This is a genomic window from Halorubrum distributum JCM 10118 (assembly GCF_000337335.1).
Classification (GTDB): domain Archaea; phylum Halobacteriota; class Halobacteria; order Halobacteriales; family Haloferacaceae; genus Halorubrum; species Halorubrum distributum.
On sequence record NZ_AOJN01000032.1, the window covers coordinates 39,299 to 64,169 of the forward strand.

At 68.1% G+C, this 24,871-nt stretch carries 21 protein-coding genes, 1 tRNA gene and 1 pseudogene; 14 read left to right on the forward strand and 9 right to left on the reverse strand.

The window, feature by feature from the left end; all coding sequences use genetic code 11:
- Positions 1 to 126: 126 nt before the first annotated feature.
- Entirely contained in the window at positions 127 to 1,644 is a 1,518-nt protein-coding gene (locus C466_RS05720) for a DUF790 family protein (RefSeq protein WP_004598564.1), read from the reverse strand.
- A 105-nt stretch (positions 1,645 to 1,749) separates the two neighbouring features.
- Positions 1,750 to 3,150 carry a phosphomethylpyrimidine synthase ThiC gene (gene thiC, locus C466_RS05725; RefSeq protein ID WP_394295018.1) on the reverse strand — a complete coding sequence of 467 codons (1,401 nt, stop codon included), beginning with the start codon at positions 3,148 to 3,150 and terminating at the stop codon, positions 1,750 to 1,752.
- A 162-nt stretch (positions 3,151 to 3,312) separates the two neighbouring features.
- Between thiC and C466_RS05730 the strand changes: the two genes are divergently transcribed.
- The 6 genes and pseudogenes from C466_RS05730 to C466_RS17630 all read left to right on the forward strand — a co-directional run bounded on the left by C466_RS05730 (position 3,313) and on the right by C466_RS17630 (position 12,285).
- A complete protein-coding gene (locus tag C466_RS05730; RefSeq protein WP_004598567.1) occupies positions 3,313 to 5,043 on the forward strand; it encodes a tRNA uridine(34) 5-carboxymethylaminomethyl modification radical SAM/GNAT enzyme Elp3 in 1,731 nt (576 codons plus the stop codon).
- Positions 5,044 to 5,263: 220 nt separating this feature from the next.
- Positions 5,264 to 6,568 carry a S8 family peptidase gene (locus C466_RS05735; protein WP_004598569.1) on the forward strand — a complete coding sequence of 435 codons (1,305 nt, stop codon included), beginning with the start codon at positions 5,264 to 5,266 and terminating at the stop codon, positions 6,566 to 6,568.
- Positions 6,569 to 6,642: 74 nt separating this feature from the next.
- On the forward strand, positions 6,643 to 8,850 hold the full coding sequence (gene rqcH, locus C466_RS05740) for a ribosome rescue protein RqcH (RefSeq protein ID WP_004598571.1): 2,208 nt from the start codon (positions 6,643 to 6,645) through the stop codon (positions 8,848 to 8,850).
- Between the two features lie 76 nt (positions 8,851 to 8,926).
- Complete coding sequence (locus C466_RS05745) at positions 8,927 to 9,319, forward strand: DUF5820 family protein (protein ID WP_004598573.1); 393 nt, start codon at positions 8,927 to 8,929, stop codon at positions 9,317 to 9,319.
- A 117-nt stretch (positions 9,320 to 9,436) separates the two neighbouring features.
- Positions 9,437 to 10,936, forward strand: coding sequence for an amidophosphoribosyltransferase (purF, locus tag C466_RS05750; RefSeq protein ID WP_004598579.1), 1,500 nt, complete (start codon positions 9,437 to 9,439; stop codon positions 10,934 to 10,936).
- A 99-nt stretch (positions 10,937 to 11,035) separates the two neighbouring features.
- Positions 11,036 to 12,285: pseudogene (locus C466_RS17630) on the forward strand (halocyanin domain-containing protein).
- 25 nt (positions 12,286 to 12,310) lie between these two features.
- Here the strand turns inward: C466_RS17630 and C466_RS05765 are convergent.
- Positions 12,311 to 12,871 carry a DUF420 domain-containing protein gene (locus C466_RS05765; RefSeq protein WP_004598589.1) on the reverse strand — a complete coding sequence of 187 codons (561 nt, stop codon included), beginning with the start codon at positions 12,869 to 12,871 and terminating at the stop codon, positions 12,311 to 12,313.
- Between the two features lie 190 nt (positions 12,872 to 13,061).
- Between C466_RS05765 and C466_RS05770 the strand changes: the two genes are divergently transcribed.
- The 3 genes from C466_RS05770 to C466_RS05780 all read left to right on the forward strand — a co-directional run bounded on the left by C466_RS05770 (position 13,062) and on the right by C466_RS05780 (position 16,097).
- Positions 13,062 to 13,146 (forward strand) — tRNA-Leu (locus tag C466_RS05770).
- Positions 13,147 to 13,634: 488 nt separating this feature from the next.
- Positions 13,635 to 15,518 carry a Glu-tRNA(Gln) amidotransferase subunit GatE gene (gatE, locus tag C466_RS05775; protein ID WP_004598591.1) on the forward strand — a complete coding sequence of 628 codons (1,884 nt, stop codon included), beginning with the start codon at positions 13,635 to 13,637 and terminating at the stop codon, positions 15,516 to 15,518.
- Between the two features lie 66 nt (positions 15,519 to 15,584).
- Positions 15,585 to 16,097, forward strand: coding sequence for a phosphate-starvation-inducible PsiE family protein (locus tag C466_RS05780; RefSeq protein ID WP_004598593.1), 513 nt, complete (start codon positions 15,585 to 15,587; stop codon positions 16,095 to 16,097).
- A gap of 41 nt (positions 16,098 to 16,138) precedes the next feature.
- On the opposite strand, the gene C466_RS05785 is transcribed toward C466_RS05780, so the two are convergent.
- A complete protein-coding gene (locus C466_RS05785) occupies positions 16,139 to 16,621 on the reverse strand; it encodes an Lrp/AsnC family transcriptional regulator (RefSeq protein ID WP_004598595.1) in 483 nt (160 codons plus the stop codon).
- A gap of 182 nt (positions 16,622 to 16,803) precedes the next feature.
- Between C466_RS05785 and C466_RS05790 the strand changes: the two genes are divergently transcribed.
- A complete protein-coding gene (locus tag C466_RS05790) occupies positions 16,804 to 17,745 on the forward strand; it encodes a DMT family transporter (RefSeq protein WP_004598597.1) in 942 nt (313 codons plus the stop codon).
- Positions 17,746 to 17,774: 29 nt separating this feature from the next.
- Here C466_RS05790 and C466_RS05795 read toward each other — a convergent pair whose 3' ends face one another.
- Positions 17,775 to 18,350, reverse strand: a complete 576-nt coding sequence (locus C466_RS05795; RefSeq protein WP_004598598.1) for a hypothetical protein — start codon at positions 18,348 to 18,350, stop codon at positions 17,775 to 17,777.
- Positions 18,351 to 18,501: 151 nt separating this feature from the next.
- On the reverse strand, positions 18,502 to 18,909 hold the full coding sequence (locus C466_RS05800; protein WP_004598600.1) for a 2Fe-2S iron-sulfur cluster-binding protein: 408 nt from the start codon (positions 18,907 to 18,909) through the stop codon (positions 18,502 to 18,504).
- Positions 18,910 to 19,084: 175 nt separating this feature from the next.
- Between C466_RS05800 and C466_RS05805 the strand changes: the two genes are divergently transcribed.
- On the forward strand, positions 19,085 to 20,083 hold the full coding sequence (locus C466_RS05805; RefSeq protein ID WP_004598602.1) for a biotin--[acetyl-CoA-carboxylase] ligase: 999 nt from the start codon (positions 19,085 to 19,087) through the stop codon (positions 20,081 to 20,083).
- Positions 20,084 to 20,116: 33 nt separating this feature from the next.
- Here C466_RS05805 and C466_RS05810 read toward each other — a convergent pair whose 3' ends face one another.
- Positions 20,117 to 20,710, reverse strand: coding sequence for a universal stress protein (locus C466_RS05810; RefSeq protein WP_004598603.1), 594 nt, complete (start codon positions 20,708 to 20,710; stop codon positions 20,117 to 20,119).
- 122 nt (positions 20,711 to 20,832) lie between these two features.
- Here C466_RS05810 and C466_RS05815 point away from each other — a divergent pair, with 122 nt between their 5' ends.
- On the forward strand, positions 20,833 to 21,090 hold the full coding sequence (locus C466_RS05815) for a DUF5789 family protein (RefSeq protein WP_004598604.1): 258 nt from the start codon (positions 20,833 to 20,835) through the stop codon (positions 21,088 to 21,090).
- Positions 21,091 to 21,202: 112 nt separating this feature from the next.
- Entirely contained in the window at positions 21,203 to 22,405 is a 1,203-nt protein-coding gene (locus C466_RS05820) for a redox-regulated ATPase YchF (protein ID WP_004598605.1), read from the forward strand.
- 24 nt (positions 22,406 to 22,429) lie between these two features.
- On the opposite strand, the gene C466_RS05825 is transcribed toward C466_RS05820, so the two are convergent.
- Positions 22,430 to 22,792 (reverse strand): hypothetical protein, encoded by a 363-nt coding sequence (locus C466_RS05825; protein WP_004598606.1) that lies wholly within the window; start codon positions 22,790 to 22,792, stop codon positions 22,430 to 22,432.
- A gap of 320 nt (positions 22,793 to 23,112) precedes the next feature.
- On the opposite strand from C466_RS05825, the gene C466_RS16465 reads away from it, so the two are divergent.
- Positions 23,113 to 23,544: a hypothetical protein gene (locus tag C466_RS16465; protein ID WP_152418583.1), complete on the forward strand. Its 432-nt coding sequence runs from the start codon at positions 23,113 to 23,115 to the stop codon at positions 23,542 to 23,544.
- Positions 23,545 to 23,598: 54 nt separating this feature from the next.
- On the opposite strand, the gene C466_RS15855 is transcribed toward C466_RS16465, so the two are convergent.
- Entirely contained in the window at positions 23,599 to 24,771 is a 1,173-nt protein-coding gene (locus tag C466_RS15855) for an AIPR family protein (protein WP_080505985.1), read from the reverse strand.
- Positions 24,772 to 24,871 lie beyond the last annotated feature (100 nt).

Consider the following 24,871-nt stretch of genomic DNA (forward strand, 5'->3'; position numbering starts at 1 on the left):
TCGAACTCGCCGGCACGCCCGCCACCCGTCGCGGCGCGGCCTCTCGCGATAGCCGCCGCAATTTCCCCTGAACACGCTCCAACGCCGGCTCCGATCTCGCCCCGCATCGTCTCTGCTCGCGCACGGCTACGGATCCTTTTCTCGGACCGTCCCGCCGCCGAGCCCCTCCCACTCGACGCGGTAGCCGAGCCGCGAGAGCGCGGCGCTCGCGTCGTCGACGCCGCGGTCGTCGAGGACCGCTTCGGCCTCCGAGAGCGCCATCCCGGGCTCGATTTCCGCGTCGACCGCTTCCAACACTGCTGGCCGTACGAGTGTCCGCCCGATGCGCTCGTGGTCGGGAAACGCCTTCCCCTCGAGCGCCTCGACGCTGACGCCGTACTCGTCGGCGAGGTCGTCCAGCGCGATCACGTCGGCGTCGGGCGAGAGCGAGCCCGGGAGGTCGGCCGCCGCGTCGGCGACGAACTCGGCCTCGTACTCGCGGAGGACGTCCACGACGTCCTTCACGCGTACCGTCCCGGAGTAGGTGACGACGCGGTGGTCGCGGGCGGCGATCTCCTCGCCCACCCCGAGGCTCTCGTCGACGGCGACGAGCAGGTCCACGTCCTCCACGTCCGCGAGTTGGCCGAGCTTCTTGTCGACGTACTCGGGCGTCCAGAACCCCATCACCTCGAAGAACAGCCGGAAGTCGGCGTGGGCGTAGTCGAACGCGAAGTCCGGGATCATGACGCTCGCGCCGGTTTCGAGGGGTTCCGGCTCGCGGACGAGGGTCCAGTCGAGGTCGAGACCGCGGAACCGGCCGGCGAAGTCCGCTTCGACCCCGCTGTCGAAGTCGGGCTCCGCGACCGGCTCCACGTCGGGCACGGTCACGTCGCCGTCCGAGAGGCGCATCGTGCGCTCGCGGCCGCGGTCGTCGATCGTCGCCTCCAGCGACCACTCCGCGGACTCCGCGACGCTGCGGAGCAGCCGCGCGAAGGCGGTCCCGTAGCGCCGGGTGCGCGAGAACAGCCGGTCGGGCCCCGTAACGACGAGTTCGCGGCCCTCCGGCGTCTGCTCGACCTCGTACATCAGTCGCAGGCGCTTCACGGCGGAGACGAGCCGCTTCGGGTCGTTCGACCGCACTCTGACCTCGGTGGCGTCGAACAGCGCGGTCTGGGCCAGAGAGAGGTCGTACTGCTCCAAGAGCGCGTCGGGACCCCAGCGCACGTCGGCGCCGGTGAGGACCTGCTCGACGTCGCGGTCGGCGTACAGCGACCGCTCCGCGTCGGCCGGTTCTATCCCGAGCGCGTCCGCTGCGCGCTCGATCGCGGCCTCCCGCTCCGCTTCGCTCGCGACGCCGACCGCCTCCGCGGCCTCGAACGCGGCCCGCCGAACGCGACGGGGCGGGACCGGCGCGCGCGTCTCGAACTCGCACTCGCGCTCGACGAGCGCCGCCAGCCCCCGGACGAGCTTGAAGTCGCCGTTCCGCGCGGCCGCGTCGGCCTCCAGGTCCGCCAGCGCGTCGTCGAGGTCGCCGCGGCGCTCGCCGACGTGCGACTCGAACGTCCCGAGGACCCGCGCCGCGAGCGGACGGTGCTCCCGGCCGGTGAACTGCGGGCGGTAGCCGCCGCCCGCCCGGGAGACGCGCAGGAGGTCCTTCCGTAACACGGCCGCGACTACGCGGGTGCCGGACTAAAACCGGCCGGGTTCGCCTCTCCCGGGCCGACGCGCGCTTCCGGCCGCGGCTCCCCCGCACCCGCCCCTCCGCCCGACTCAGTCGTCGTCCGTGGTCTCCGGGGTGAACGTCACTCCCTCGACCTCGATCCGCTCCGGCACGCGGCTCGTGTCGTGGGCCCCGACCGGCGGGAGGTTCACGCTCGCGGCCGGCGACGCGTCGAGGTCCGTCCCCTCCGATCCCGCTATCGACGCCATCTCGCCGTCCGCGTCTCGGGCGTCCTGATCGATCCGCATCGAGCAGAACTCCGCGCCGCACATCGAGCAGAAGCGGGCCTCCTTGTAGTTGTCTCCGGGAAGGGTCTGGTCGTGGTACGACCGCGCGCGCTCGGGGTCGAGCGCGAGGTCGAACTGGCGCCGCCAGTCGAACTCGTACCGCGCCTCGGAGAGCGCGTCGTCCCAGTCGCGCGCGCCGGGGAGGTCGTTCGCCACGTCGGCCGCGTGCGCCGCGATCCGATACGCGGCGAGACCGTCCCGCACGTCCTCGGGCTCCGGCAGTCCGAGGTGCTCCTTCGGCGTCACATAGCACAGCATCGCCGCGCCGGCCCGCGCGGCCTCGGTCGCGCCGATCGCGCTCGTGATGTGGTCGTACCCCGGCGCCACGTCCGTCACCAGCGGGCCGAGGACGTAGAACGGCGCCCCGTCGCACACCGCCTGCTGCCGCTCGACGTTCTCCGCGATATCGTCCATCGGGACGTGGCCGGGGCCCTCCACCATTACTTGGACGCCGTGGTCCCACGCGGTCCGCGTGAGGTCTCCGAGGGTGTCGAGCTCGGCGAACTGCGCCTCGTCGCTCGCGTCGGCCACACAGCCCGGCCGGAGGCCGTCCCCGAGCGAGACCGTCACGTCGTGTTCGGCGAATATCTCACAGATCGCCTCGAAATTCGCGTACAGCGGGTTCTGCGACCCGTTCTCCTCCATCCACTGCGCGAGGATCGACCCCCCTCGCGAGACGATCCCCGTCTTCCGGCCGTCGGTCAGCGGGAGGTGTTCCATCAGTATCCCCGCGTGGACCGTCATGTAGTCGACGCCCTGCCGCGCCTGTTTCTCGATGACGTCGAGCAGGAGCTCGCGGGTGATCGCCTCGGCGGACTCGGCCCGCTTGACCGCCTCGTAGATCGGGACCGTCCCGACCGGCACCGGCGAGTGCGCCACGTTGGCCTCGCGGGTCGCGTCCAGCTCGTCGCCCGTCGAGAGGTCCATCACCGTGTCGGCGCCGTAGTGGACCGCCGCGTGGAGCTTTTCGAGCTCCTCCTCCCGGCCGCTCGTCGTCTCGCTGTTCCCGATGTTCGCGTTGACCTTCGTGGCGAACGCCCGGCCGATGACCATCGGGTCGAGCGCGTCGTGCGCGTGGTTGTTCGGAATCACCGCACGCCCCTCGGCGACCGCCTCGCGGACGAACTCCGGATCGCGGTTCTCGCGCGCCGCCACGCGTTCCATCGCGGAGGTGACCTCGCCGCGTCGCGCCCGCTCCATCTGTGTCGCTGGCATAATTACCCGCTAATACCACTAACTAATATACTCTGTGGTAAACGGCTCGGCGCACCGAGTCGGCGCCCGGGTGCGACACGCTTAACCCCGAAACCCGCGGATCGAAGGGTAATGAGTACCGACGCGGCGGGCGACGCCGAGTCCGAGGACGCCGCTTCCGGGGGCCCCACCGACTCCGAGGCGTTCGTCCGCACCTGCGAGCACCTCGTCGACCGCATCCTCGCGGGCGAAATCGAGCGCGACGACCTCGAACGCGCAAAGCTCGACGCCTGCTCGGAGTTCGGCTCCCCGAAGGTGCCGAAGAACACCGAGATCCTCGACCACGCGCCCGCCGAGGCCCGCGACGACGTGATCGAGGTGGTCCAGCGCAAGCCCGTCCGGACCGCCTCGGGCGTCTCCCCGGTCGCGATCATGACCTCGCCGGAGCTGTGCCCCCACGGGAAGTGCCTCTACTGCCCCGGCGGCCCGGCCTCGGAGTTCTCCTCGGCGCAGTCGTACACGGGCCACGAGCCCGCGGCCGCCCGCGGCGAGCAGAACGACTACGACCCGTACGGGCAGGTCACGCTCCGGCTCGAACAGCTCCGGAAGATCGGCCACCCGGTCGACAAGGTCGAACTGATCCTGATGGGCGGGACGATGACCGCGCGCTCGCACGACTACCAGGAGTGGTTCGTGAAGCGCGCACTTCAGGCGATGAACGACTACGACCTCGAGAAGGAGCCCGAGCCCGCCGAGGGCGAGTCGTTCGCGCCCGCGCCCGAGGAGACCGAGTTCGAGTACCTCGAAGATGTGATCGCCGAGAACGAGACGAATCCGATCCGCAACATCGGCACGACGTTCGAGACGAAGCCGGACTGGTGCGACCCCGAGCAGATCGACCGCATGCTTAACTTGGGCGGCACGAAAGTCGAGGTCGGCGTCCAGACCACCTACGAACGCGTCAACCGCGAGATGCACCGCGGCCACGGCAACGAGGCCTCCCGGAACGCGAACCGCCGCCTGCGCGACGCCGCGTTCAAGGTCGGCTTCCACATGATGCCCGGCCAGCCGGGGATGACGCGGGAGATGTGCCTGGAGGACTTCCGCCAGCTGTTCGACAGTCCCGACTGGCGCCCGGACTACCTGAAGATCTACCCCACCCTCGTCGTCGAGGGGACCCGCGTGTACGACCGCTGGCGGCGCGAGGACTTCGACCCGCTCACGAGCGAGGAAGCGGCCGACCTCGTCGCCGACGTGATGGATCTGATACCGAAGTACACGCGGCTCCAGCGCGTCCAGCGCGACATCCCGGCGGACTTCATCGACGCCGGCGTCCAGAAGTCGAACCTCCGCCAGCTCGCGGCGCAGCGCGCCGAGGAGAAGGGGATCGTCCAACAGGACATCCGCGCCCGCGAGGTCGGCCACAACGACGCCGACCCGGACCCCGACGACGTCGAGCTCGACGTGCTCACCTACGAGGCCGGCGGCGGCACGGAGCATTTCCTCTCCTTCGAGGATCCGGTTCGCGACCTGCTCGTCGGCTTCTGTCGCCTGCGGTTCCCGTCGTTCGCGCCCGACCAGCCCGGTGCGCCCGGCACCGAGAGCGACCCGATCCGCCCGGAGCTCGAAGACGCCGCGCTGGTCCGCGAGCTCCACGTGTACGGCACCGAGGTCGGCATCGGCGGCGACGGCGACTGGCAGCATCAGGGGTACGGGACGAAGCTCCTCGAACGCGCCGAGGAGCTCTCTCGCGAGGCCGGCTACGAGAAGATCGCGGTCATCTCCGGGATCGGCGCCCGCGAGTACTACCGGAACAAGCTCGGCTACCGGCAGGACGGGCCGTACGTGTCGAAGCGGCTGTAGGCCCTCGGCCGACCGAACCCACGCCCGCTTCCGTCGGGAGTCGCTCCCCCGTCGCGTACCGTCGTCGACTGACGTTTCTGGCGACCACCGCCTTTCTGTTTACTTGGATTTAGATTAGTACAGAGTCATTCATTGATGAACATTTATACTCTATCAGGATACAATGTCGGTACCTCGTCACACGAGGACTACTCACATGAATTTCGAACGACGAACTTTCGTGAAGGGAGTTGCCGGGCTCGCCGCGACGGCGACGATCACAGGAACTGCGTCGGCCGCGGACGGACAGACGCAGTATATCATCGGTGCGAACGGGAACGGCGTCGCCGACGCCGTCACGGACGCGGGGTTCGAGGTCCGTCACGAGCTCGCCGACGGTGACGTGCTGGTCGCGGTCGGTCCGAGCGACGCAGCCGCCGACATCGAGTCGGTCAAGGGCGTCAAAGCGGCGAATCCGGACCTGAAGCTCGAACTCGACGAGCCGGAAGTCAACACCGAGGCGGCCGACGAGACCCCGCCGAGCGAGGGCGCCGTGCTGTCCGACCTCCAGTGGGACAAGGAGATCACCGACGTCTTCGAGGCCCACGAGTACGCGACCGGGGAGGGAACGCGCGTCGCGATCGTCGACACCGGGATTGACCTGAACCACCCGGACCTCGGAAACGTCAACGAGGAGCTCGGCCAAGCCTTCGTCGCCGACGACGACGTGCCGGAGATCGGGCCCGACGACTCTGGATCTCACGGCACGCACGTCGCCGGAACCGTCGGCGCCACGGGCGAATCCGGCGTCGTCGGTACCGCCCCGGACACGGAGCTGATCCCGGTTCGCGTGTTCCCCGCAGAGGGCGGCGCGACGTTCGGTGATATCCTCGCTGGCATCGACTACGCGGCAGAGATCGGCGCCGACGCGGCGAACTTCAGCCTCGGAATCCCGGGCGTTCAGCAGCCGGGATCGGAGCTGAACAAGCTCAAGGCCGAGGTCCAGACCGTGTTCCAGAGCGCGGTCCGGCGCGGGACCGTGATCACGGGGAGCGCCGGCAACGACTCGGGGAGCCTTCAGGGGAGCGGCTTCACCCTGCCGAACAGCGTTCCGGCGGCGTTCACCGTCAGTGCGACCTCGCCCGCGGACACGCTCTCCTTCTACTCGAACTTCGGCACGAGCGACATCGACATCGCCGCGCCGGGCGGTGGGTACGAAACGCTGGAGAAGACGCTGGTCGAAGACCCCGACGCCGTCGAGTGGCCATTCCCGACGAACCTCGTGCTGTCGACAATCCCCGTCGAACAGGGAGCGTACGGGTACAAGGCCGGCACTTCCATGGCAGCCCCGCAGGTCGCCGGCCTCGCTGCGCTCGTCCGCGAACTCGAACCGAACGCGAATGCGAGCCGGATCGAGCAGGTGATCCAGAAGGGCGCCGAGGGGGCGAACGGCAAGAGCGACTCGGAGTTCGGTGCCGGGATCATCAACGCGCTCAACACCGTCGAGCGCCTCGCCGGCGGCAAGGGGAAAGGCAACGGTAACTGACGCGCGGGGAGCCGACCGTCGCGCTGAATCCCACAACGACACGCCTTTTTCCGGCCCGCCGGTCTCTTTCGAGTATGGACCAGAAGCGGGAGCTGTCGAGCATCGACCTCGCCGCGCTCGTCACCGAGCTGAATCGGTACGAGGGCGCGAAGGTCGACAAGGCGTACCTCTACGACGACGACCTGCTCCGGCTGAAGCTGCGCGACTTCGACCGCGGCCGCGTCGAGCTCATGATCGAGGTCGGAGACATCAAACGGGCGCACGCCGCCGACCCGGACCACGTCGCCGACGCTCCCGGCCGCCCGCCGAACTTCGCGAAGATGCTGCGGAACCGGCTGTCGGGCGCCGACTTCGCGGGCGTCGAGCAGTACGAGTTCGACCGGATCCTCACCTTCGAGTTCGAGCGCGAGGACCAGAACACGACGCTCGTCGCCGAGCTGTTCGGCCAGGGAAACGTCGCCGCGCTCGACGAGACGGGCGAGGTTATCGGCGCCCTGTCGACGGTCCGGCTGAAGTCCCGCACCGTCGCGCCCGGCTCGCAGTACGAGTACCCCGCCTCGCGGCTGAACCCCCTCACCGTGAGCCGCGGCGGGTTCGACCGGCACATGCGCGAGTCGGACAGCGACGTGGTGCGCACCCTCGCGACCCAGCTGAACCTCGGCGGGCTCTACGCCGAGGAGGTGTGTACCCGGGCGGGCGTGCCGAAGGAGACGCCGATCGATGAGGCGACCGACGACCAGCTCGGGGCGCTCCACGACGCGCTCTCCCGGATCGGTGAGCGGCTCCGCTCTGGCGACATCGACCCCCGCGTGTACGAGGAGTCGGTCGACGGCGAGGGCGGCGACGGAGGAGACGGCGACGGAAGCGACGGGCGCGATCCCCGCGTCGTCGACGTCACTCCCTTCCCGCTCGCGGAGCACGAGGACCTGCCGAGCGTCGGGTTCGACTCGTTCAACGCCGCCGTCGACGAATACTTCCACCGCCTCGGAGGCGAGGAGACGGAGGAGGGCGAGGCCCCGGCGGACGCGAGCGCGTCCCGCCCGGACTTCGAGGAGGAGATCGCCAAACAGGAGCGGATCATCGAACAGCAGAAGGGAGCGATCGAGGGGTTCGAGGAGCAGGCGCAGGCGGAGCGCGAGCGCGCCGAGCTGCTGTACGCGCACTACGACCTCGTCGACGAGGTGATCTCGACGGTCCGCGAGGCCCGCGAGAACGAGGTGCCGTGGGACGAGATCGAGGAGACGCTCGCGGCCGGCGCGGAGCGAGGAATTCCGGCCGCGGAGGCCGTCGTCGGCGTCGACGGCGGCGAGGGGACGGTGACGGTCGAGCTCGAAGAGGAGGGGGACGACGGGGGGACGGTGACGGTCGAACTCGACGCGAGCGAGGGCGTGGAGGTCAACGCCGACCGCCTCTACCGGGAGGCGAAGCGCGTCGAGGGGAAGAAGGAGGGCGCGAAGGAGGCGATCGAGTCGACCCGCGAGGAGCTGGAGGCCGTCAAGGAGCGCAAGCGGGAGTGGGAGGAACAGCAGGCGGCCGACGATGGGAGCGGCGGGGACGGCGGTGACAACGAGGAAGAGGACGAGGAGTACGAGACCGACTGGCTCGCCCGCTCGTCGATCCCGATCCGGAGCCCGGACGACTGGTTCGAGCGGTTCCGCTGGTTCCACACCTCGACCGGCTACCTCGTCATCGGCGGGCGCAACGCGGACCAGAACGAGGAGCTGGTGAAAAAGTACATGAGCAAACACGACCGGTTCTTCCACACGCAGGCCCACGGGGGTCCGGTGACGCTCCTGAAGGCCGCCGGGCCCTCGGAGTCCGCGGACCCGGTCGACTTCTCCGAGGAGACGTTGCGCGAGGCCGCGCAGTTCGCCGTCTCATACTCGTCGGACTGGAAGGACGGCCGCGGCGCGGGCGACGCGTACATGGTCGAGCCGGATCAGGTGTCGAAGACCCCCGAGAGCGGGGAGTACATCGAGAAGGGGAGCTTCGTGATCCGCGGCGACCGAACCTACTTCGAGGACGTCGCCTGCCGGATCGCCGTCGGCGTCCAGTGCGAGCCGGTCACCCGCGCCATCGGCGGGCCGCCGTCGGCGATCGTCGACCGCGCGGCCGCGCACGTCACCTTCGAGCCGGGCATGTACGCGCAGAACGACGCCGCGATGATGGCCTACCGGAACCTCAAAGAGCGGTTCAACGACAAGTCGTTCGTCCGCAAGGTCGCGAGCGCGGACCAGCTCCAGGAGTTCCTCCCGCCGGGCGGATCGGACATCGTGGACTGACGGCCCGCCGGGGAGCGCGCGCCCCACCGACCCGCCCGAGCGCGACGTTTTCAAGCCTCCGCGACGGAGAGGGCGCATGACCTTCGAATCGCTGCCGGAGGGGTGGCGGGTGTGGAACGAGGAGCCGAGCGGCCGGGCCATCCTCGTCTACCGCCCCGACGTCTTCGGGACCGGCGACCTCCCGAACGAGTGTCTCCCGACGATCTACCTGACGAACGGCGCTCGGAACGCGCGCCCGGGCTCGGGCCAGTACGCGACCGACGAGTGGCACGTCGTCTGCTTCTTGGAGCCGGAGATCGAGGCGGTCTCCGAGACGTACGAGAGCCGCGAGGCGGGCGCGGCCGGCGCGGTCGACGTCGCGGCGCGGTTCGTCGCGGGCAAGGTGGATTACCGGGGCGCGTATCAGGTGCCGCGGGAGGAGTACTTCGCGCGGCTCGACGAGTTCGTCGGCGGCGAGGAGACCGCGTGACCGCGCGGCGGTCCGCACCGAATACTATCCACGATTACGCATAACTCGCCGCGAGATGCGAGCGGATACGCCACGAACACGAGGATTTTTATCGCCGCCTGCCCGACCGTCGCGTACATGAACGCCGGTGGGGACTACGGCGGCGACGAACCGCGGGAGAAGTGCGGCGTCGTCGGCGTCTCGCTCGAGGACCGGGAGGCCGCGCGGCCGCTGTACTACGCGCTGTACGCGCTCCAGCACCGCGGGCAGGAGTCGGCCGGGATCGTCACGCACGACGGGTTCCAACAGCACAGCCACGTCGAGCGCGGCCTCGTCGGCGACGCCTTCGAGGAGGGGGACCTCGCGTCGCTGTCGGGGGGCACTGGCATCGGCCACGTGCGCTACCCGACCGCCGGGAGCCTCGACAAGAGCTGCGCGCAGCCCTTCTCTGTCTCGTTTAAGTCCGGATCGCTCGGGCTCTCGCACAACGGCAACCTCGTCAACGCCGACGAGGTGCGCGAGGAGCTGGCGGCGGCGGGCCACGCGTTCACCTCCGACGGCGACACCGAGGTGATCGCCCACGACCTCGCGCGCAACCTCCTCGAAGAGGACCTCGTCCGGGCGGTCAAACACACGATGAACCGCATCCACGGCTCCTACTCGCTGGCGATCACCCACGACGACACCGTGCTGGGCGTGCGCGACCCGCTCGGCAACCGCCCGCTGTGTCTCGGGAAGATCGACGGTGGCTACGTCCTCGCCAGCGAGTCCGCCGCTATCGACACGCTCGACGGGGAGCTGATCCGCGACGTCCGACCCGGCGAGCTCGTCGTCCTCGACCCCGACGGCACGGGGTACGACACGTATCAGCTGGTCGAACGCGACGCGACCGCCCACTGCTTCTTCGAACACGTCTACTTCGCGCGCCCCGACTCCGTCATCGACGAGAATCTCGTGTACGAGGTGCGCCGCTCGCTCGGGCGGAAGCTCTGGGAGGAGTCCGGCGTGGAGTCGGACGTGGTGATGCCCGTCCCCGACTCGGGGCGGGCGTTCGCCTCCGGCTACGCCGACGCCGCGGGCGAGACCACCGCCGACGGCGAGCCCAGAGCGGCCGACGACGGCGGCGTCGAGTTCGCGGAGGGACTGATGAAGAACCGCTACGTGGGCCGGACGTTCATCATGCCCACGCAGGACGAGCGCGAGCGGGCGGTCCGGCTGAAGCTGAACCCGATCCGCTCGACGGTGGAGGGGAAGTCGGTCACGATCATCGACGACTCCATTGTCCGCGGGACGACCTCGACCCAGCTCGTAGAGCTGGTCCGCGAGGCGGGCGCCGAGGAGGTCCACCTCCGGATCGGCGCGCCGCCGATCCTCGCGCCCTGCTACTTCGGCATCGACATGGCGACGCGCGACGAGCTGATCGCCGCCGACGCCTCGACCGAGGAGATCCGGCAGGAGGTCGGCGCCGACTCGCTGTCGTACCTCTCGATCGACGCGGTCGCGGAGGCGCTCGGCGAGAGCCGCGCCGACCTCTGTCTCGGCTGCGTCACCGGCGAGTACCCCTTCGACGTCGAGGGCGAGGCGACCGACCGCGACGTCGACGCGCCGGTCTCTGACCCGACGCCCGCGGACGACTGAGCCGGTAGCCGCGGCCGCGACCCCGCACACGTTCGACCCCGGTCCGACCGCTCGGGACGTATCGGGGGCTTAAATACGCTCACGATTAGACGTGGGAGTATGACACGGAACGCCGACGCTGCCGCCGAGGGCGACGACGCCGGGTCGATGAGCCGTCGCGGATTCTTCCGCGCCGGGGCCGCCGGGGCGGCGGTCGCCGCCGGAGTCGCCGCCGGAAGCGGGACCGTCGCCGCGCAGTACGACGGCTGGCTGGAGGGCGTCAGCAACTACGACGGCACCCACGACTACCGCGGGCAGGACGAGGTTACCGTCGAGGTCGGGGCGGGCGAGAACGGACTCCGGTTCGGCCCGGCCGCGATCCTCATCGACCCGGGCGCGACCGTGGTCTGGGAGTGGACCGGACAGGGCGGCGGCCACAACGTCGTCGAGGAGAACGGGGCCTTCGACAGCGGGTCGGCGGTCGCGGAGGAGGGGACCACCTTCGAGCACACGTTCGAGGNGTCGTCGAGGAGAACGGGGCCTTCGACAGCGGGTCGGCGGTCGCGGAGGAGGGGACCACCTTCGAGCACACGTTCGAGGACGCCGGCGACGGCGACACGTTCAACTACTACTGCGGGCCGCATCAGTCGGTCGGGATGAAGGGCGTCGTCGCGGTCGGCTCCGTCGACGACGACCTCGTCGACCCGCAGGCCGAGGGCGGCGACGGCAGTGACGGCGGCGACGGCGAGGGGAGCGGCGCGTCCGGCTACGGCGACTGGTTCGAGAACGTCGGTAACTACGAGGGGACACGTGACCTCCGGGGACAGGACGAGGTCACCGTCGCGGTCGGCGGCGGCGAGAACGGCCTGCTGTTCGACCCGCCCGCGATCCTGGTCGATCAGGGGACGACGGTCGTCTGGGAGTGGACCGGACAGGGTGGCGGCCACAACGTCGTCGAGGAGAACGGGGCCTTCGACAGCGGGTCGGCGGTCGCGGAGGAGGGGACCACCTTCGAGCACACGTTCGANGTCGTCGAGGAGAACGGGGCCTTCGACAGCGGGTCGGCGGTCGCGGAGGAGGGGACCACCTTCGAGCACACGTTCGAGGACGCCGGCGAGGGCGACGTGTTCCGGTACGCCTGCGAACCGCATCAGTCGGTCGGGATGAAGGGCGCGGTCGCGGTCGGCGCCGTCGACGACGACCTCCTCGGCGGCGAGGGCGGATCCGGCGGGTCCGGCGGCGGGAGCGGGCTCTCCGCGAGCGACATCGGGACGCTCGCGCTCGGCTTCGGCTTCGCCGGCGCGCTGCTCGTCCCGCTGTTCTACGCGGCCCACCAGATGGCCGAGCGGAACGCGGACAGAAACGCGTAATCGACTCCGGTTCTCGCAGCTTCTGTCAGTACAGGTGGTACAGCAGCAGGTACACGCCGATCCCCATCGTGAAGGAGATCAGCCAGAGGACGGCGCCGACCATCCCGACCTGCGCGTGCCGCGTGTGGTATATCTCCTCGTACGGCCGGGTCGCGGCGAGCAGGAGCGCGTGGAAGACGAACGGGACGCAGACGATCGCGAGCAGGATGTGGATCGCGAGGAAGGGGAGGTAGACGTACGAGTAGACGAGCTCGGGGCCGGGGAACTCGGTCGTGCCGACGAGGATCAGCCGGTAGAGGTACGCGCCGAGGAACGCGGCGAACAGCGCGAACGAGGTCACCATGAAGTTCCGGTGGCGTTCGACGTTCCCACGGGAGATCTCCCGCCACCCGAGCAGGATCGTGGCGATAGCGGTCACGGAGACGGCGGCGTTGAAGTGCGGGATCGCGGCGAGGACGGCGTCGCTCGCGCGCGGTAGCAGCGAACTCGGGATGACGCCGCCGACCGCGCTGAAGACGAGCGCGAGCGCGACGGCGGAGGCGACGGCGGTCAACACGGAGACGTTCTCGCGGGCCCAGTCGGACATGTCCGTGCGGTGGGACGCGACCCCCAAACGCGTGCCGGTTGCGGTCGACGCGTTCCGGGTGCGGTCACCGAGTCGCGGTCGCGGTCGCGGCGCGCCGCACGGCGGTCTGCGAAACCCCGCCACGGTCCCGCCAAATGGAAGGGCTTTTAATTAGGGGAAGGGTACGTGGAGACGCGACAGAACACCGCGAGCGTGGGTAGCCAAGCCAGGCCAACGGCGCAGCGTTGAGGGCGCTGTCCTGTAGAGGTCCGCCGGTTCAAATCCGGTCCCACGCATCGCAGGGGTCCACCCCCGAACGATGCACGGTGTTGTCTCTACGACAGCACCCACGCACAATTCCTTTCGATGCTACGTGAGAAGTGACGACTACGATCTGAGCTCTGTACTCGTGAACACCGCCAACGTCCCATCGCTCATTTATAAACCGCTGCTCGCGGATCGGTGGCGAACACCGCCAAAGCCCCAGTCGCGAGGGCGGCGCACACTCGTTGCGCTCCTCGCTCGCGCTGCTCGCTGCGGTGCTTACGTCGTCTGCGCCGCCCTCGCGACTGCCCCTTTGAGTCCCGCCCCGACCGCACCGCAACCGCACCTCACGCCTCCCCAGCCTCGTCGGGCGCGTCCATCGGGCTCCCTTCGGTCGCCCTCGGCGCGCCCGACTCCNGCGCCACCGCCGAGCCATTTATAAACAACATCAGCTCTCTCGATCCGCATCGCTCGCGCGAACTGCCACCCTTTTAGTCGCGCGCCGTCGGAGTGAGGCGTAATGAGTACGGACGCGACCCCCGAGTACGACTACGAGGCGCTGGGGCTCGTCGCCGGGCTGGAGATCCACCAGCAGCTCGACACCGAGACGAAGCTGTTCTGCGACTCCCCGACCGTCGAGCGCGACCCGGACGACGCCGAGCGGTCGATCACCCGGCAGCTCCACCCGACGAAGAGCGAGCTGGGCGAGCTCGACGACGCCGCGATGGAGGAGAGCCGCGTCGACCGCGAGTTCACGTATCTCGCGTACGACACCACCTGCCTCGTCGAGGAGGACGACGAGCCGCCCCGCCGCGTCGACGCCGAGGCGCTCTCGGTGGCGCTCCAGATCGCCGACCTGCTCGACCTCTCCGTCGTCGACCAGGCCCACGTGATGCGGAAGCTCGTCATCGACGGCTCGAACACCTCCGGGTTCCAGCGCTCGATCCTCCTCGGGCAGGACGGCGAGATCGAGACGGAGTCCGGGTCGGTGTCGGTCGTCGACCTCATGCTCGAAGAGGAGTCCGCGAAGCGCGTCGAGGAGACCGACGACGGCGTCGTCTACTCGCTCGACCGGTTGGGGGTGCCCCTCGTCGAAATCGGCACGGGCCCGGACATTCGGAGCCCCGAGGGCGCGCGGCAGGCGGCCGAGCGCATCGGGATGCTGCTGCGCTCGACTGGCGCGGTCAAGCGAGGGCTCGGAACGATCCGCCAGGACGTGAACGTCTCCATCGCCGACGGCGCCCGCGTCGAGGTGAAGGGCGTTCAGGACCTCCAGGGGATCGAAGACATCGTCCGCGGCGAGGTCGGACGACAGGCCGAGCTGCTCGAAATCCGCGACGAGCTCCGCGACCGCGACGCGAGCGTCGGCGACGTCGCCGACGTGACCGACGTCTTCGCCGACACCGAGTCGGGGGTCATCCGCGGCGCGCTCGACTCGGGCGGGAAGGTCACCGCGGTCCCGCTGTTCGGCTTCGACGGGCTCGTGGGCCGCGAGATCCAGACGGACCGGCGGCTCGGCACTGAGCTCTCGGACCACGCGAAGCGCCACGGCGCGGGCGGGGTCTTCCACACCGACGAGCTGCCGGCCTACGGCGTCACCGAGGCGGAGGTCGACGCGCTCCGCGACGCGGTCGGCGCGGGCGAGGGCGACGCGGTCGCCCTCGTCGCGGCCGATCCCGAGACCGCCGACCTCGCGATCAAGGCGGCCGCCGAGCGCGCGGAGACCGCGATCGAGGGCGTCCCCGAGGAGACCCGCGGCGCGAACGACGACGGGACCACGCGCTACCTCCGGCCGCTGCCCGGCGCCGCGCGGATGTACCCCGAGACGGACGTGCCGCCGGTCGAGCCGGACCCCTCCGACGTGGAGACACCCGAGCTGCTCGACGAGAAGGCGGAGCGCTACGCCGAGGAGTTCGGCCTCGACGCCGGCCTCGCCGAGCAGGTCGCGTTCGGCCAGCGCTTCCCGCTGTTCGAGGCCGCGGTCGAGCGCGGCGTCGACCCGACCTTCGCGGCGTCGACGCTGGAGTCGACGACGACCGAGATCCGCCGCGACGGGGCCCCCGTCGAGAACCTCACCGACGACCACTTCCTCGCGCTGTTCGACCTCGTCGAGGACGGCGACCTCGCGAAGGAGGGCGTTCCCGAGGTGCTGACGACGCTCGCGGAGGACCCCTCGCTGTCCGCGGCCGAGGCCGTCGAGGAGGCGGGCCTGTCGGGCGTGAGCGAAGAGGAGGTCCGCGAGGCGGTCGTCGAGGTCGTCGAGCGGAACGCCGACCAGATCGAGGCCGAGGGGATGGGCGCGTTCTCCGGGCTGATGGGCGAGGCGATGGGCGCGCTCCGCGGGAAGGCCGACGGCGAGATCGTCTCCGACGTGCTGCGCGAGGAGATCGGCAAGCGGTCGTAGCGACTCGCGTCCGTTAGGCACGTTTTTTACGTGTCAGGGGACCGTCGGTAAACTTGAGAGAGACAGATGGCAGACTCGCCTCCGGACGATCCGTCCGCGCCGGACAGCACGCCCGACCCGGCGACCGCCCGAACGCGCGGCGACCGGGTCTCAGACGCGACGAACCGGTTCATCCACGGCGTCGAGCTGGCCGCGGCGGCGCTGTTCGCGCTCCTGTTCGGCATCGGCGTCATCGACCTCGCGATCCAGATCGCCGAGTCCGTTCCCACCGGCGCGATCACCGACCCGAACACGGTCATCGGCTTCATCGAGACCGGGCTGCTCTTGCTCATCATCGTCGAGGTGTACGAGACCGTCGTCGCCTACATCGAACAGAGCGACACCCGTCGGATCGTCAGGCTGGTGATCTACACCGGCGTCATCGCGATGGTCCGGAAGGTGATCATCTTCCGCACCACGGAGTACCCGACGACGCAGGACGCGCTGTTCGCCGCGGTGTCGTACACCATCATCATCGGCGGCCTCGTGGCGCTGCTGTTCGTCGAGCGCTCGGTCGGCTCCTCGCTGCTGGCCGAGTGAGGGGCGGTACGCGCCCCCGACAGTAGTCTGAGCGCCCCGCCTCAGTCCGTCAGCTCCTCGATCAGCGTGTCGAGGTCGTACGTCGCCGGCGCGCGCGATTCGTCGCGCAGCGTCGCGATGGTGAACGTCGAGTTCGTACGCTCGACCTCGGGGATCGCCTCGAAGTCGCTGATGAGCCGCTCGACGGTGTCCGAGGAGGAGAGCCGCGCGAGGACGACGAAGTCCGTCTCGCCCATCGTGAAGAACGCCTCCGTGACGCCCTCGACCGCCAGCAGCTCGTCCGCGAACTCCTCGTAGGGGCCCTCGTAGCTGGCGAGCACCTCGACGATGACGGTGACGCCGAGGCCGAGCGCCTCGTGGTCGAGGTCGTACAGGTCGTTCTCGATGACGCCGTCCTCGCGGAGGTTGTTCAGCCGGTAGTGGATCGTCGACACCGGAATCCCCGTCTCCTCGTGGAGCCGCTCCGGGCTCCCGGTGCCCAGATCGGAGATCGCCTTCAACAGCCGCACGTCGCGCTCGTCCATACGATCCCTTCCCGTGATGGTCTGTTATATATTACGGCCGATACGGTTGGAGTCGAGTTCAAGATTCGCTCTCATTTCGGAACCGTATCGCACGTAATTCGTATGTGTGATTGTTCACCCTCGATATCGTCGAATTCGGGAGACGAGTTTAACTATCTACGCCAATGTTGAATCGGTAGTCAATGCAACTTCGGAATCTACTTTCCACTCCCGAATCGATCCTCGCGGCGTTCGTCCTCCTCGCGACCCTGTGGGGAACCTCCTTCGTCGCCATCGAGGCCGGGTTACACTACTTCCCGCCGCTGTTGTTCGCCGGCGTCCGCTACGCGATCGCCGGCGCGGTCGTGTTGGGCGTCGCCGCGGTCGCCGCCGGCAGGACGGTCCCCCGAGGTCGCGACGAGTGGCTCGGCGTCGCCGTCGCCGGCGCCTTCGTGATCGCCGCGTACCACGGGCTCCTCTACGTCGCGGAGCTCCGCATCTCGGGCGGGGTCGCCGCCGTGGTCGTGAGCCTCGCGCCGGTGTTGACCGCGACGTTCGCTGCCCTCCTCCTCCCGAACGAGCGCCTCGGTCCCTTCGAGATCGGCGGGTTCGCCCTCGGTATCCTCGGCGTGATCGTGATCGCCGACCCGATGGAAGCCGGCCTCGGGAGCGCCGCCCTGTTCGGGGTCGCGCTCGCGTTCGCCGGCGCGGTCGCCTTCTCGCTGGGCGCCGTGCTGCTACGCCCGCTCCGGACGGACCTCCCGGTCGCCGCGCTACAGGGGTGGGCGATGGTCTCCGGCGCCGGGCTCCTGTTCGTCGGTGCTGCCCTGCTCGGCGAGTCCCCCGGGGCGATCGTCTGGAACGCGACGTCGATCGCGTCGCTGTCGTACCTCACGCTGCTGTCGGGCGTCGTCGCGTTCCTGATCTACTTCGCGCTGCTCGACGAGGTCGGGCCGACCCAGCTCCACCTCGTCGGGTACGCGGAGCCGGTCGTCGCCGCGGTCGGCAGCTGGCTCCTGCTCGGCAGCCTGATCGAGGCGGAGGCGATCCTCGGCTTCGTCGCGATCCTCGCCGGCTTCCTCGTCTTGGAGCGCCACGAGATCGCCGCCTACGTCGGCGTCGAGGACGCGCACCGGGCGCACTGAGACGGTCGCCTCCGACGGTTTCGATTCTTTTACCCGCCGATGTCCTGACTCAGTCCCGCGCGCAGGTCGCGGCCGAAGTAGTGGCCGAGCAGCGCGAGCACGAGCCCGACCCCGCCGCCGACCGCGACGAGCGGGAGCCCCCACTGCGAGAGGTAGTCGATCCCGATCGGGAGGAAGCCGACGCCGAGGACGCTCGTCACCGCGCTCGCCGCGCCCGCCGCGCCGCCGGCGATTCCCGTCTCGACGTACCGGCGCGTCGAGAGAACGAGCCCGAGGAGGAACGCGGCGAGGAACACGCCGCCCGCGGTCCCGACCGTTCCGCCAATGAGCGGGATCAGGCTCCCGACGAACACGCCGACCGCGACGGTGACGAGCGCGAGTCCGAACGCCTTCGCCGAGAACCACCGACCCGAGACGCCGATTCTGCCGGATTCGCCGGCGTTCCCGGCGCTCCGCGCGCTCTCGGTGCCACGGTCGGCCGCCGCGGCGTCGCCGGAATCGGTGTCGGACGCCCCCTCACCGCCGGCGAGGTCGTCGTCGAGGAGGTCGTCGAGGTCGTCCATCGGGTCCTCGTCGGACGACTCGCGCTCCTTGGAGGGTTGCATACCGGACGGTTCGGGCCCGCGGACTTGGCTTTTGTGCCGCGGACGACCTTCGCGTCGGCGGTCGTCGCGCGGCCGCCGCGCGGTCGCGTGTGACGCGGTACCGTTCGCCGTTTCACCGGAAACGAGGTGTGGGGTCGTCGGTCCGCGCCACTCAGCGGCCGGTATCCGGGCTCTCCCCTTCGCCCCGTCCGTCGGACTGCCGCCCACCCCACACGCGCTTGTCGACGAGCGCGACTGTCATCGGGCGATCGACCGAGATCTGACAGGAGAGCCGCGGGTAGCCGAACCGGTCTGCGAGGCGGTCGTGCCAGTGGTCGGCCGGCGGTCCCTCGCGGACGCGGACGCCGCAGGTGGCGCAGAGGCCCCGCCCGCCGCAGTTGAGCCGGCGGGTCGCGGGCGCGTACGGCGACAGCCCGGCGTCGAGCAGGACGCGACGCAGATTCCGGCCGCGTTCGACGTCGAGTTCGAACCGCTCGTCCCCGTCGACGACGACGAGGGGGACCGTTTCGGACCGGTCGCCGCCGTCGCCGCCACCGCCGCGGTCGTCGTCGTCGCTCATCGGCTGTCCTTCGCGCGCCGGACACAAAGCGTGCCGGACACAAAGCGTGCCGGACCCGACCGGAAGCGTGCCGGACCTGACCGGAAGCGTGCCGGACCTGACCGGAAGCGTCCCGGGCCCGGCCGGGCGTTCGAGACCCGGAACGGCTTTCGGCGCGGCCGACGGAACGGGCGGTATGGACACGCGGCGCGCGCTGCTGGACGCCCTCGCGGCCGACGACAGCCCCGTCTCCGGCCCCGCCCTCGCCGAGTCGCTCGGCGTCTCGCGGGCGGCCGTCTGGAAGGCCGTCGAGGGGCTCCGCGAGGAGGGGTTCGCGGTCGAGTCGACGCCGGAGGGGTACGTCGCCCCCGACGATCCGGGTTACTCCGGACCGGGCATCGCCTTCGGGCTCGACGCCCCGTACTCGGTGGAGTACCGCGGCCGGATCGGATCGACGAACGAGCGGGCCCGCGAGCTCGCGGGGGACGGGAAGAGCGACGTCGCCGTGGTCGCCGACGAACAGACCGGGAGCCGGGGACGGCTCGACCGCGAGTGGGTGGCGCCCAGCGGCGGCGTCTGGCTGTCGGTCCTGACGCGCCCCGACGTGCCGACCGCGCGGGCGCCGCTCTTCACCCTCGCGGCCGCGGTGGCGACGACCGACGCCGCGCGTCATGCCGGCGTCGACGCACGGATCAAGTGGCCGAACGACGTGCTCGTCGGCGACGAAGCGGACGAGGCGGACGAATCGGACGCGGATAACGCCGATCCGACCGGCCGCGGCGGTCGGAAGCTGGCGGGGATCCTCACGGAGATGGAGGGCGAGGCCGACCGCGTCGGCTGGCTCGTCGTCGGCGTCGGGGTCAACGCCAACATCGACCCCGAGACGCTGCCCGCGGGCGCGACGTCGCTGTCGGCCCAGCGGGGCGCCCCGGTCGACCGACGGCGCTTCGCGGCGACGCTGCTCGAACGGTACGCGGAGCTGACGGCCTCGTCCGGGGCGCTCGACGGGGTCCTCCCGGCGTGGCGCGACCGGGCGAGCACGCTCGGGCGGCGCGTCCGCGTCGACACCGCGGACGGGGTGGTGGAGGGGACCGCGGTCGACGTGGCGGAGCCGGGCGCGCTCGTGGTCGACACTGACGAGGGTCGGCGGCGCGTCCACGCGGGCGACTGCGAGCACCTCCGCGACGCGGAGTGACTCGGGGCGGACGAGGCGCGGACCGCTGCGTTCCTATCCGGTTTCCGTCGCGTCGGAGACCGACCCGTCCGGGTCGGTCCCGGTAGCGCCCGTCTCGCCCGCGCTCGTCCCGCCCGCGGTCGCGGACTCCTCGGCTCCCGCGGAGTCGGTCGCGCCCGCGGACTCAGTCGCGCTCGGCGGCTCCTCCCCGTCGCCGATCCGAACGGTCAACACCGGGACCGACGAGCCGCGGACGACCTTCTCCGCGACGCTGCCGAGGAGCAGTCTGTCGATCCCGCCGCGCCCGTGGGTCCCCATCACGACGAGCTCGCAGTCCGCCTCCTCGGCCTGGGTGATTATCTCGCGGCTCGGCGACCCCTCGACGACGGCAGTCTCCACGTCGACGTCGCGGTCCGCGGCCAGTTCCCGCACCGTTTCGAGCGCCGTCTCCGCGTCGTCGTACAGCAGGTCGCCGACGCCCTCCCAGGTCGTCTCCATCGGCATCCCGGCGTACCGCGCGGTGTCGACCACGTAGATCGCGCGGACCGAGGCCCCGTGGACCGCGGCGAGGTCGAGCGCGTGGCACACCGCCAGCTCCCCCTCCGAGGAGCCGTCGGTCGGAACCAGAATCCGGTCGTATAGGGGCATGTTCACATGTACCGTGTCACCGACGACTGATAACCCTTTGCGGTTCTTGCCGGTTTCTCGCCGTCGTCCGTCGAAGCCGCACCAAGGCGCGCGTTTATGCCCTATCCCGACGAGAGGACGGTATGTCCGACGAGATCAACCTCTCCCGGCTCGAACCGACGCTCGAAGGCCACGAGTACCCCGCCGACCGCGAGGCGCTCGCCGAGTCGTTCGCGGGCACGACGGTGCTGTTCGCCGACGGCGACGCCGACCTCGGCGACCTGCTCGCCGACGTCGACCAGGAGACGTTCGCGAGCGCCGCCGACGCGCAGGCCGCGCTCCAGAACGTCCTCCCCATCGAGGCGCTCGGCGAGCCGGGGCAGTCCGACGGGGACGCCTGAGCGGTCCGACGGCGACGCCCGCGCGGACCTCGATTCCGCGCACCTCGTCACCGCTCCCCACGCCACGGCGCGTCTCGCATCGCTTTTTACCGCGGATCGCGCACTGGTGGTAATGAGCTACCGGATCGGTCTCGTCGGCAAGCCCTCGGTGGGGAAGTCGACGTTCTTCAACGCCGCGACCATGAACGACGTGCCCGAGGGCGCGTACCCGTTCACCACCATCGACCCGACCGTCGGCGAGGCGTACGTCCGCGTCGACTGCGCAGCCCCCGAGTTCGACGAGACGTGCACGCCGAGCGTCGGCGTCTGCCGCGAGGGGACGCGGTTCGTCCCCGTGAAGCTCGTCGACGTCGCCGGGCTCGTCCCGGGCGCCCACGAAGGGCGCGGGCTCGGCAACCAGTTCCTCACCGACCTCAACGAGACCGACGTGCTGATCCACGTCGTCGACTTCTCGGGCAAGACGGACATCGAAGGCGAGGCGACCGAGGGCCACGACCCGCGCGACGACATCGACTTCCTGGAGGAGGAACTCGACGCGTGGTACCTCGACGTGCTGGAGAAGGGGCTCGAGAAGTTCGAGACGCGCTACCACGGCGCGGACGCCGCCATCGAGGAGGAGCTCGCCGACCAGATGTCGGCGTTCGGCATCGACAAGGACCGGATGAAGCGCGTCATCCTCGCCGAGGGGCTCGAACTCGACCCGGAGACGTGGGACGAGACGGACCGGATCGAGCTGGCCCGCGAGATCCGCAAGCGGACGAAGCCGATGGTGATCGCCGCCAACAAGATGGACACGCCCGAGGCGCAGGCGAACTGGGCGGAGATAACGACCGACCCCGACTACGACCACCTCTCCTTCGTCCCCACGAGCGCCCACGCGGAGAAGGCCCTCAAAAACGCGGACGACGCCGGCGTCGTCGACTACACGCCCGGCGACGACGCGTTCGAGGTCGTCGGCGACGTCTCCGGCGAGCAGAAGGCCGGCCTCGATCAGATCGGCGAATTCGTCGACGAGTACGACGGGACCGGAGTCCAGGGCGCGCTCGAAGCCGCCGTCTTCGACGTGCTGGGCTGTATCGCCGTCTTCCCGGGCTCCGCGAACGGGAGCAAAGACGAGAAGGGCGTCTTCCGCGACTGCTTCATCCTCCCCGAGGGGTCGACCACCGAGGACTTCGCGTACCACATCCACTCGGACATCGGCGAGGGGCTCCTCCACGGCACCGACTGCCGGAGCGGCCGGCAGGTCGGGACCGACAACGAGCTCTCCCACCGCGACGTGATCGAGCTGGTCTCGACGAAGCAGGCCGCGCCGTAGTCGCTTCCCGACTCCGCCGAACGGTCAGTTCGGCTCCACGTCGAGGCTGCCGCACTCGCGACAGCGGAACACGCCGCCGTCGGTTCGGTCCGGAACGCGGAACTCGTGGCCGTTCTCGCAGACGCCGCCGGCGTCGAACGCCTCGTCGCTCGGCTCGATGTCCGTCGACTCGCAGGCCGGGCAGGCGAACGCGCCGTGGCCCAGCTGCGTCGGCGCCTCGAAGTAGTGGCCCTTCCGGCAGCGCCCGCCGTCCGTGACGCCGTCCGTGCCCGGCGAGACGTTCTTGACGTTGCACTTCGGGCAGTAGTAGGTCCCGTCCCCGGCCTGCTTCGGCGACGCGAAGTAGTGGCCGTTCGCGCAGCTACCTCCGTTGTCGAAGGGATTCATACCCCGCTCGACGGCAAACTGCGTGTAAACTGCTGTGGTCGGGATCGTTGCGGGAATTCGAAATGAGGGTAAGGGTTGGCGTGATCTGGCAAGTGCTGGGTTGAGCCCCGTGCCGTGGATTGCGTGGTTAGGCAAGACGAGTTTCCGGTTTTACTGACTGTGAGGTCATGAAGGAGTGAAGACTCGGTTATTATGTTATCACAGAATTTGTTTGAGAGTAGCTTAATGGCGAGATCGACGCCAATGGTCTTGAGAATCCATGAGAGTGGTGTGCTGTTTTAGGGTGACAATTTAAATCCTATCTCTTGATAACAATATGTATGATACAGCTGCTAGCAACGCCAGAAGGGATCCTTACTGTATTTATTGCGATATTCGTAGGGGGTTATCTTCACGAGGGAAGCCATTGGTTCGTTGGCCGAGTCGGTGGTACTGAACCTGTTTTGATAACAGACTACCTAATTGTGCCTAAGGCCGTAGACCACGGTCAAATTGAAACAATGGATCCAGACATAATCCGTTTATCAGGAGTATCTGTTTTATTATGGATTCCATTAGCATTGTTTTCAGTAGCTCACTTCATCCTTGAGCCAAGTTTAGGGACACTTTCTATTGCTGTTGCTTTCGCGACTGTTGTACTCATGACTACAGAGAGCGATATCGTCGCTGTACGGGATCCAGAAATATATCGGGAGCGATGGTTGAACGATGAATTTCAAGCCGTTCCAGCCTTCCTACCTAATATCCCCTGAAGGTGACTGTCTCACTTCACAGAAATACAAACAGCTAGCTTATAATGCGGGATTCTAATTGATTGAAAGTCCACCTGAGTGAGAGACGTACAACGTGGGGTCACCACTCGGTGCTTCCTCTACAGTCGAAACTAGTTCATCAAATTCAGTGTTTGTTCGGAGCCAATGGGTTGCCTCGTTAGTGTCATCTGTCCTCCGATATCGGTTGTTTGATTCGATATCATACAAAATATCCGGATCAGGCGGATCATTACGAAGCCCAATGGTGAATAGGTCTTGTTCGAAGGGGGCACTCACCCGAATGAACTGCTTCGGATCATTGTCAACTTCCTTGAAGTAGTTCGCCATCGAATCAAGGACCTTTATTTTTAGATTATCCCAGAGATCTTCTGGAGCCACATACCAACCCGTATACGATACATTCTCCTTTTTTCCAGGCATGATGTACAAATCAGTTCGGAACAAACCGAGGAATAGCACCTCTAATGTTTGACGAAGCTCAAATCCATCAGGGTGTTCAAAACCATCATACCACAGTTCTCGATCCTCTCCACTGACGTAATCTTGGAAGAAAGAAGTCTTTCGGAAACCTGATGAAAGTGAGTCGTGCTTAAGAGAGTGCGAGATCATGTCTCGAAGATAGAGTATGTCGTCTGCGTGCGGTGCGATATAATAGAGTGGCTTCTGTTCACGCTCATCCTTCATTGCTGACTTCATCTGATCCATCCAGTTGCTATGGATCCTGCTCCGAGTTGTCGCGAGAGACTTGTGTGCTGACCCAGCATCATTACAGACAGGATGCCTGTAGGCAAATGGATCTAATGACTTCAGAAGCCGTAAGTAATGTACTGCGTCGATGTGTGATTTCTCGTGTGCATCTGAGTCACCTTCGTGCCATGAAATAATTTTTGGGTCATGAATGTGCTCTTTGAAGTAATCATAGTAACCCAGGAAATCTGCCTCAGATCGGTTATCCAAGCGGTTGTTATTGTTCCGCGCTCCAGAAATTTCTGTAATCTCTTCTCGCCGTTTATCGCCCCGTAGGTCTGGTGGCAATACCATCACTTCCATGTGGACACCCGCCTGTTCAGAAAGATCGTCAGCTGTCTGAATTGCAAAGTATGTATGTCCTCCATTACAAATTCCCTCGCCTGAATTAAATTGTAGTGTTACGGAGTCTGGATCTGAGTTACTATCGGTGCTAACGCCCCCACAAAGAACTGCCATCCCATTGTTCTTTCGCTCTTGTGTAGCACATTGTTGATTTCAGAGAGTGGCTTTGACGGCGTGTTTGAGAGCTTCTCGTCCTGGTTTGCGATAGAGTTCT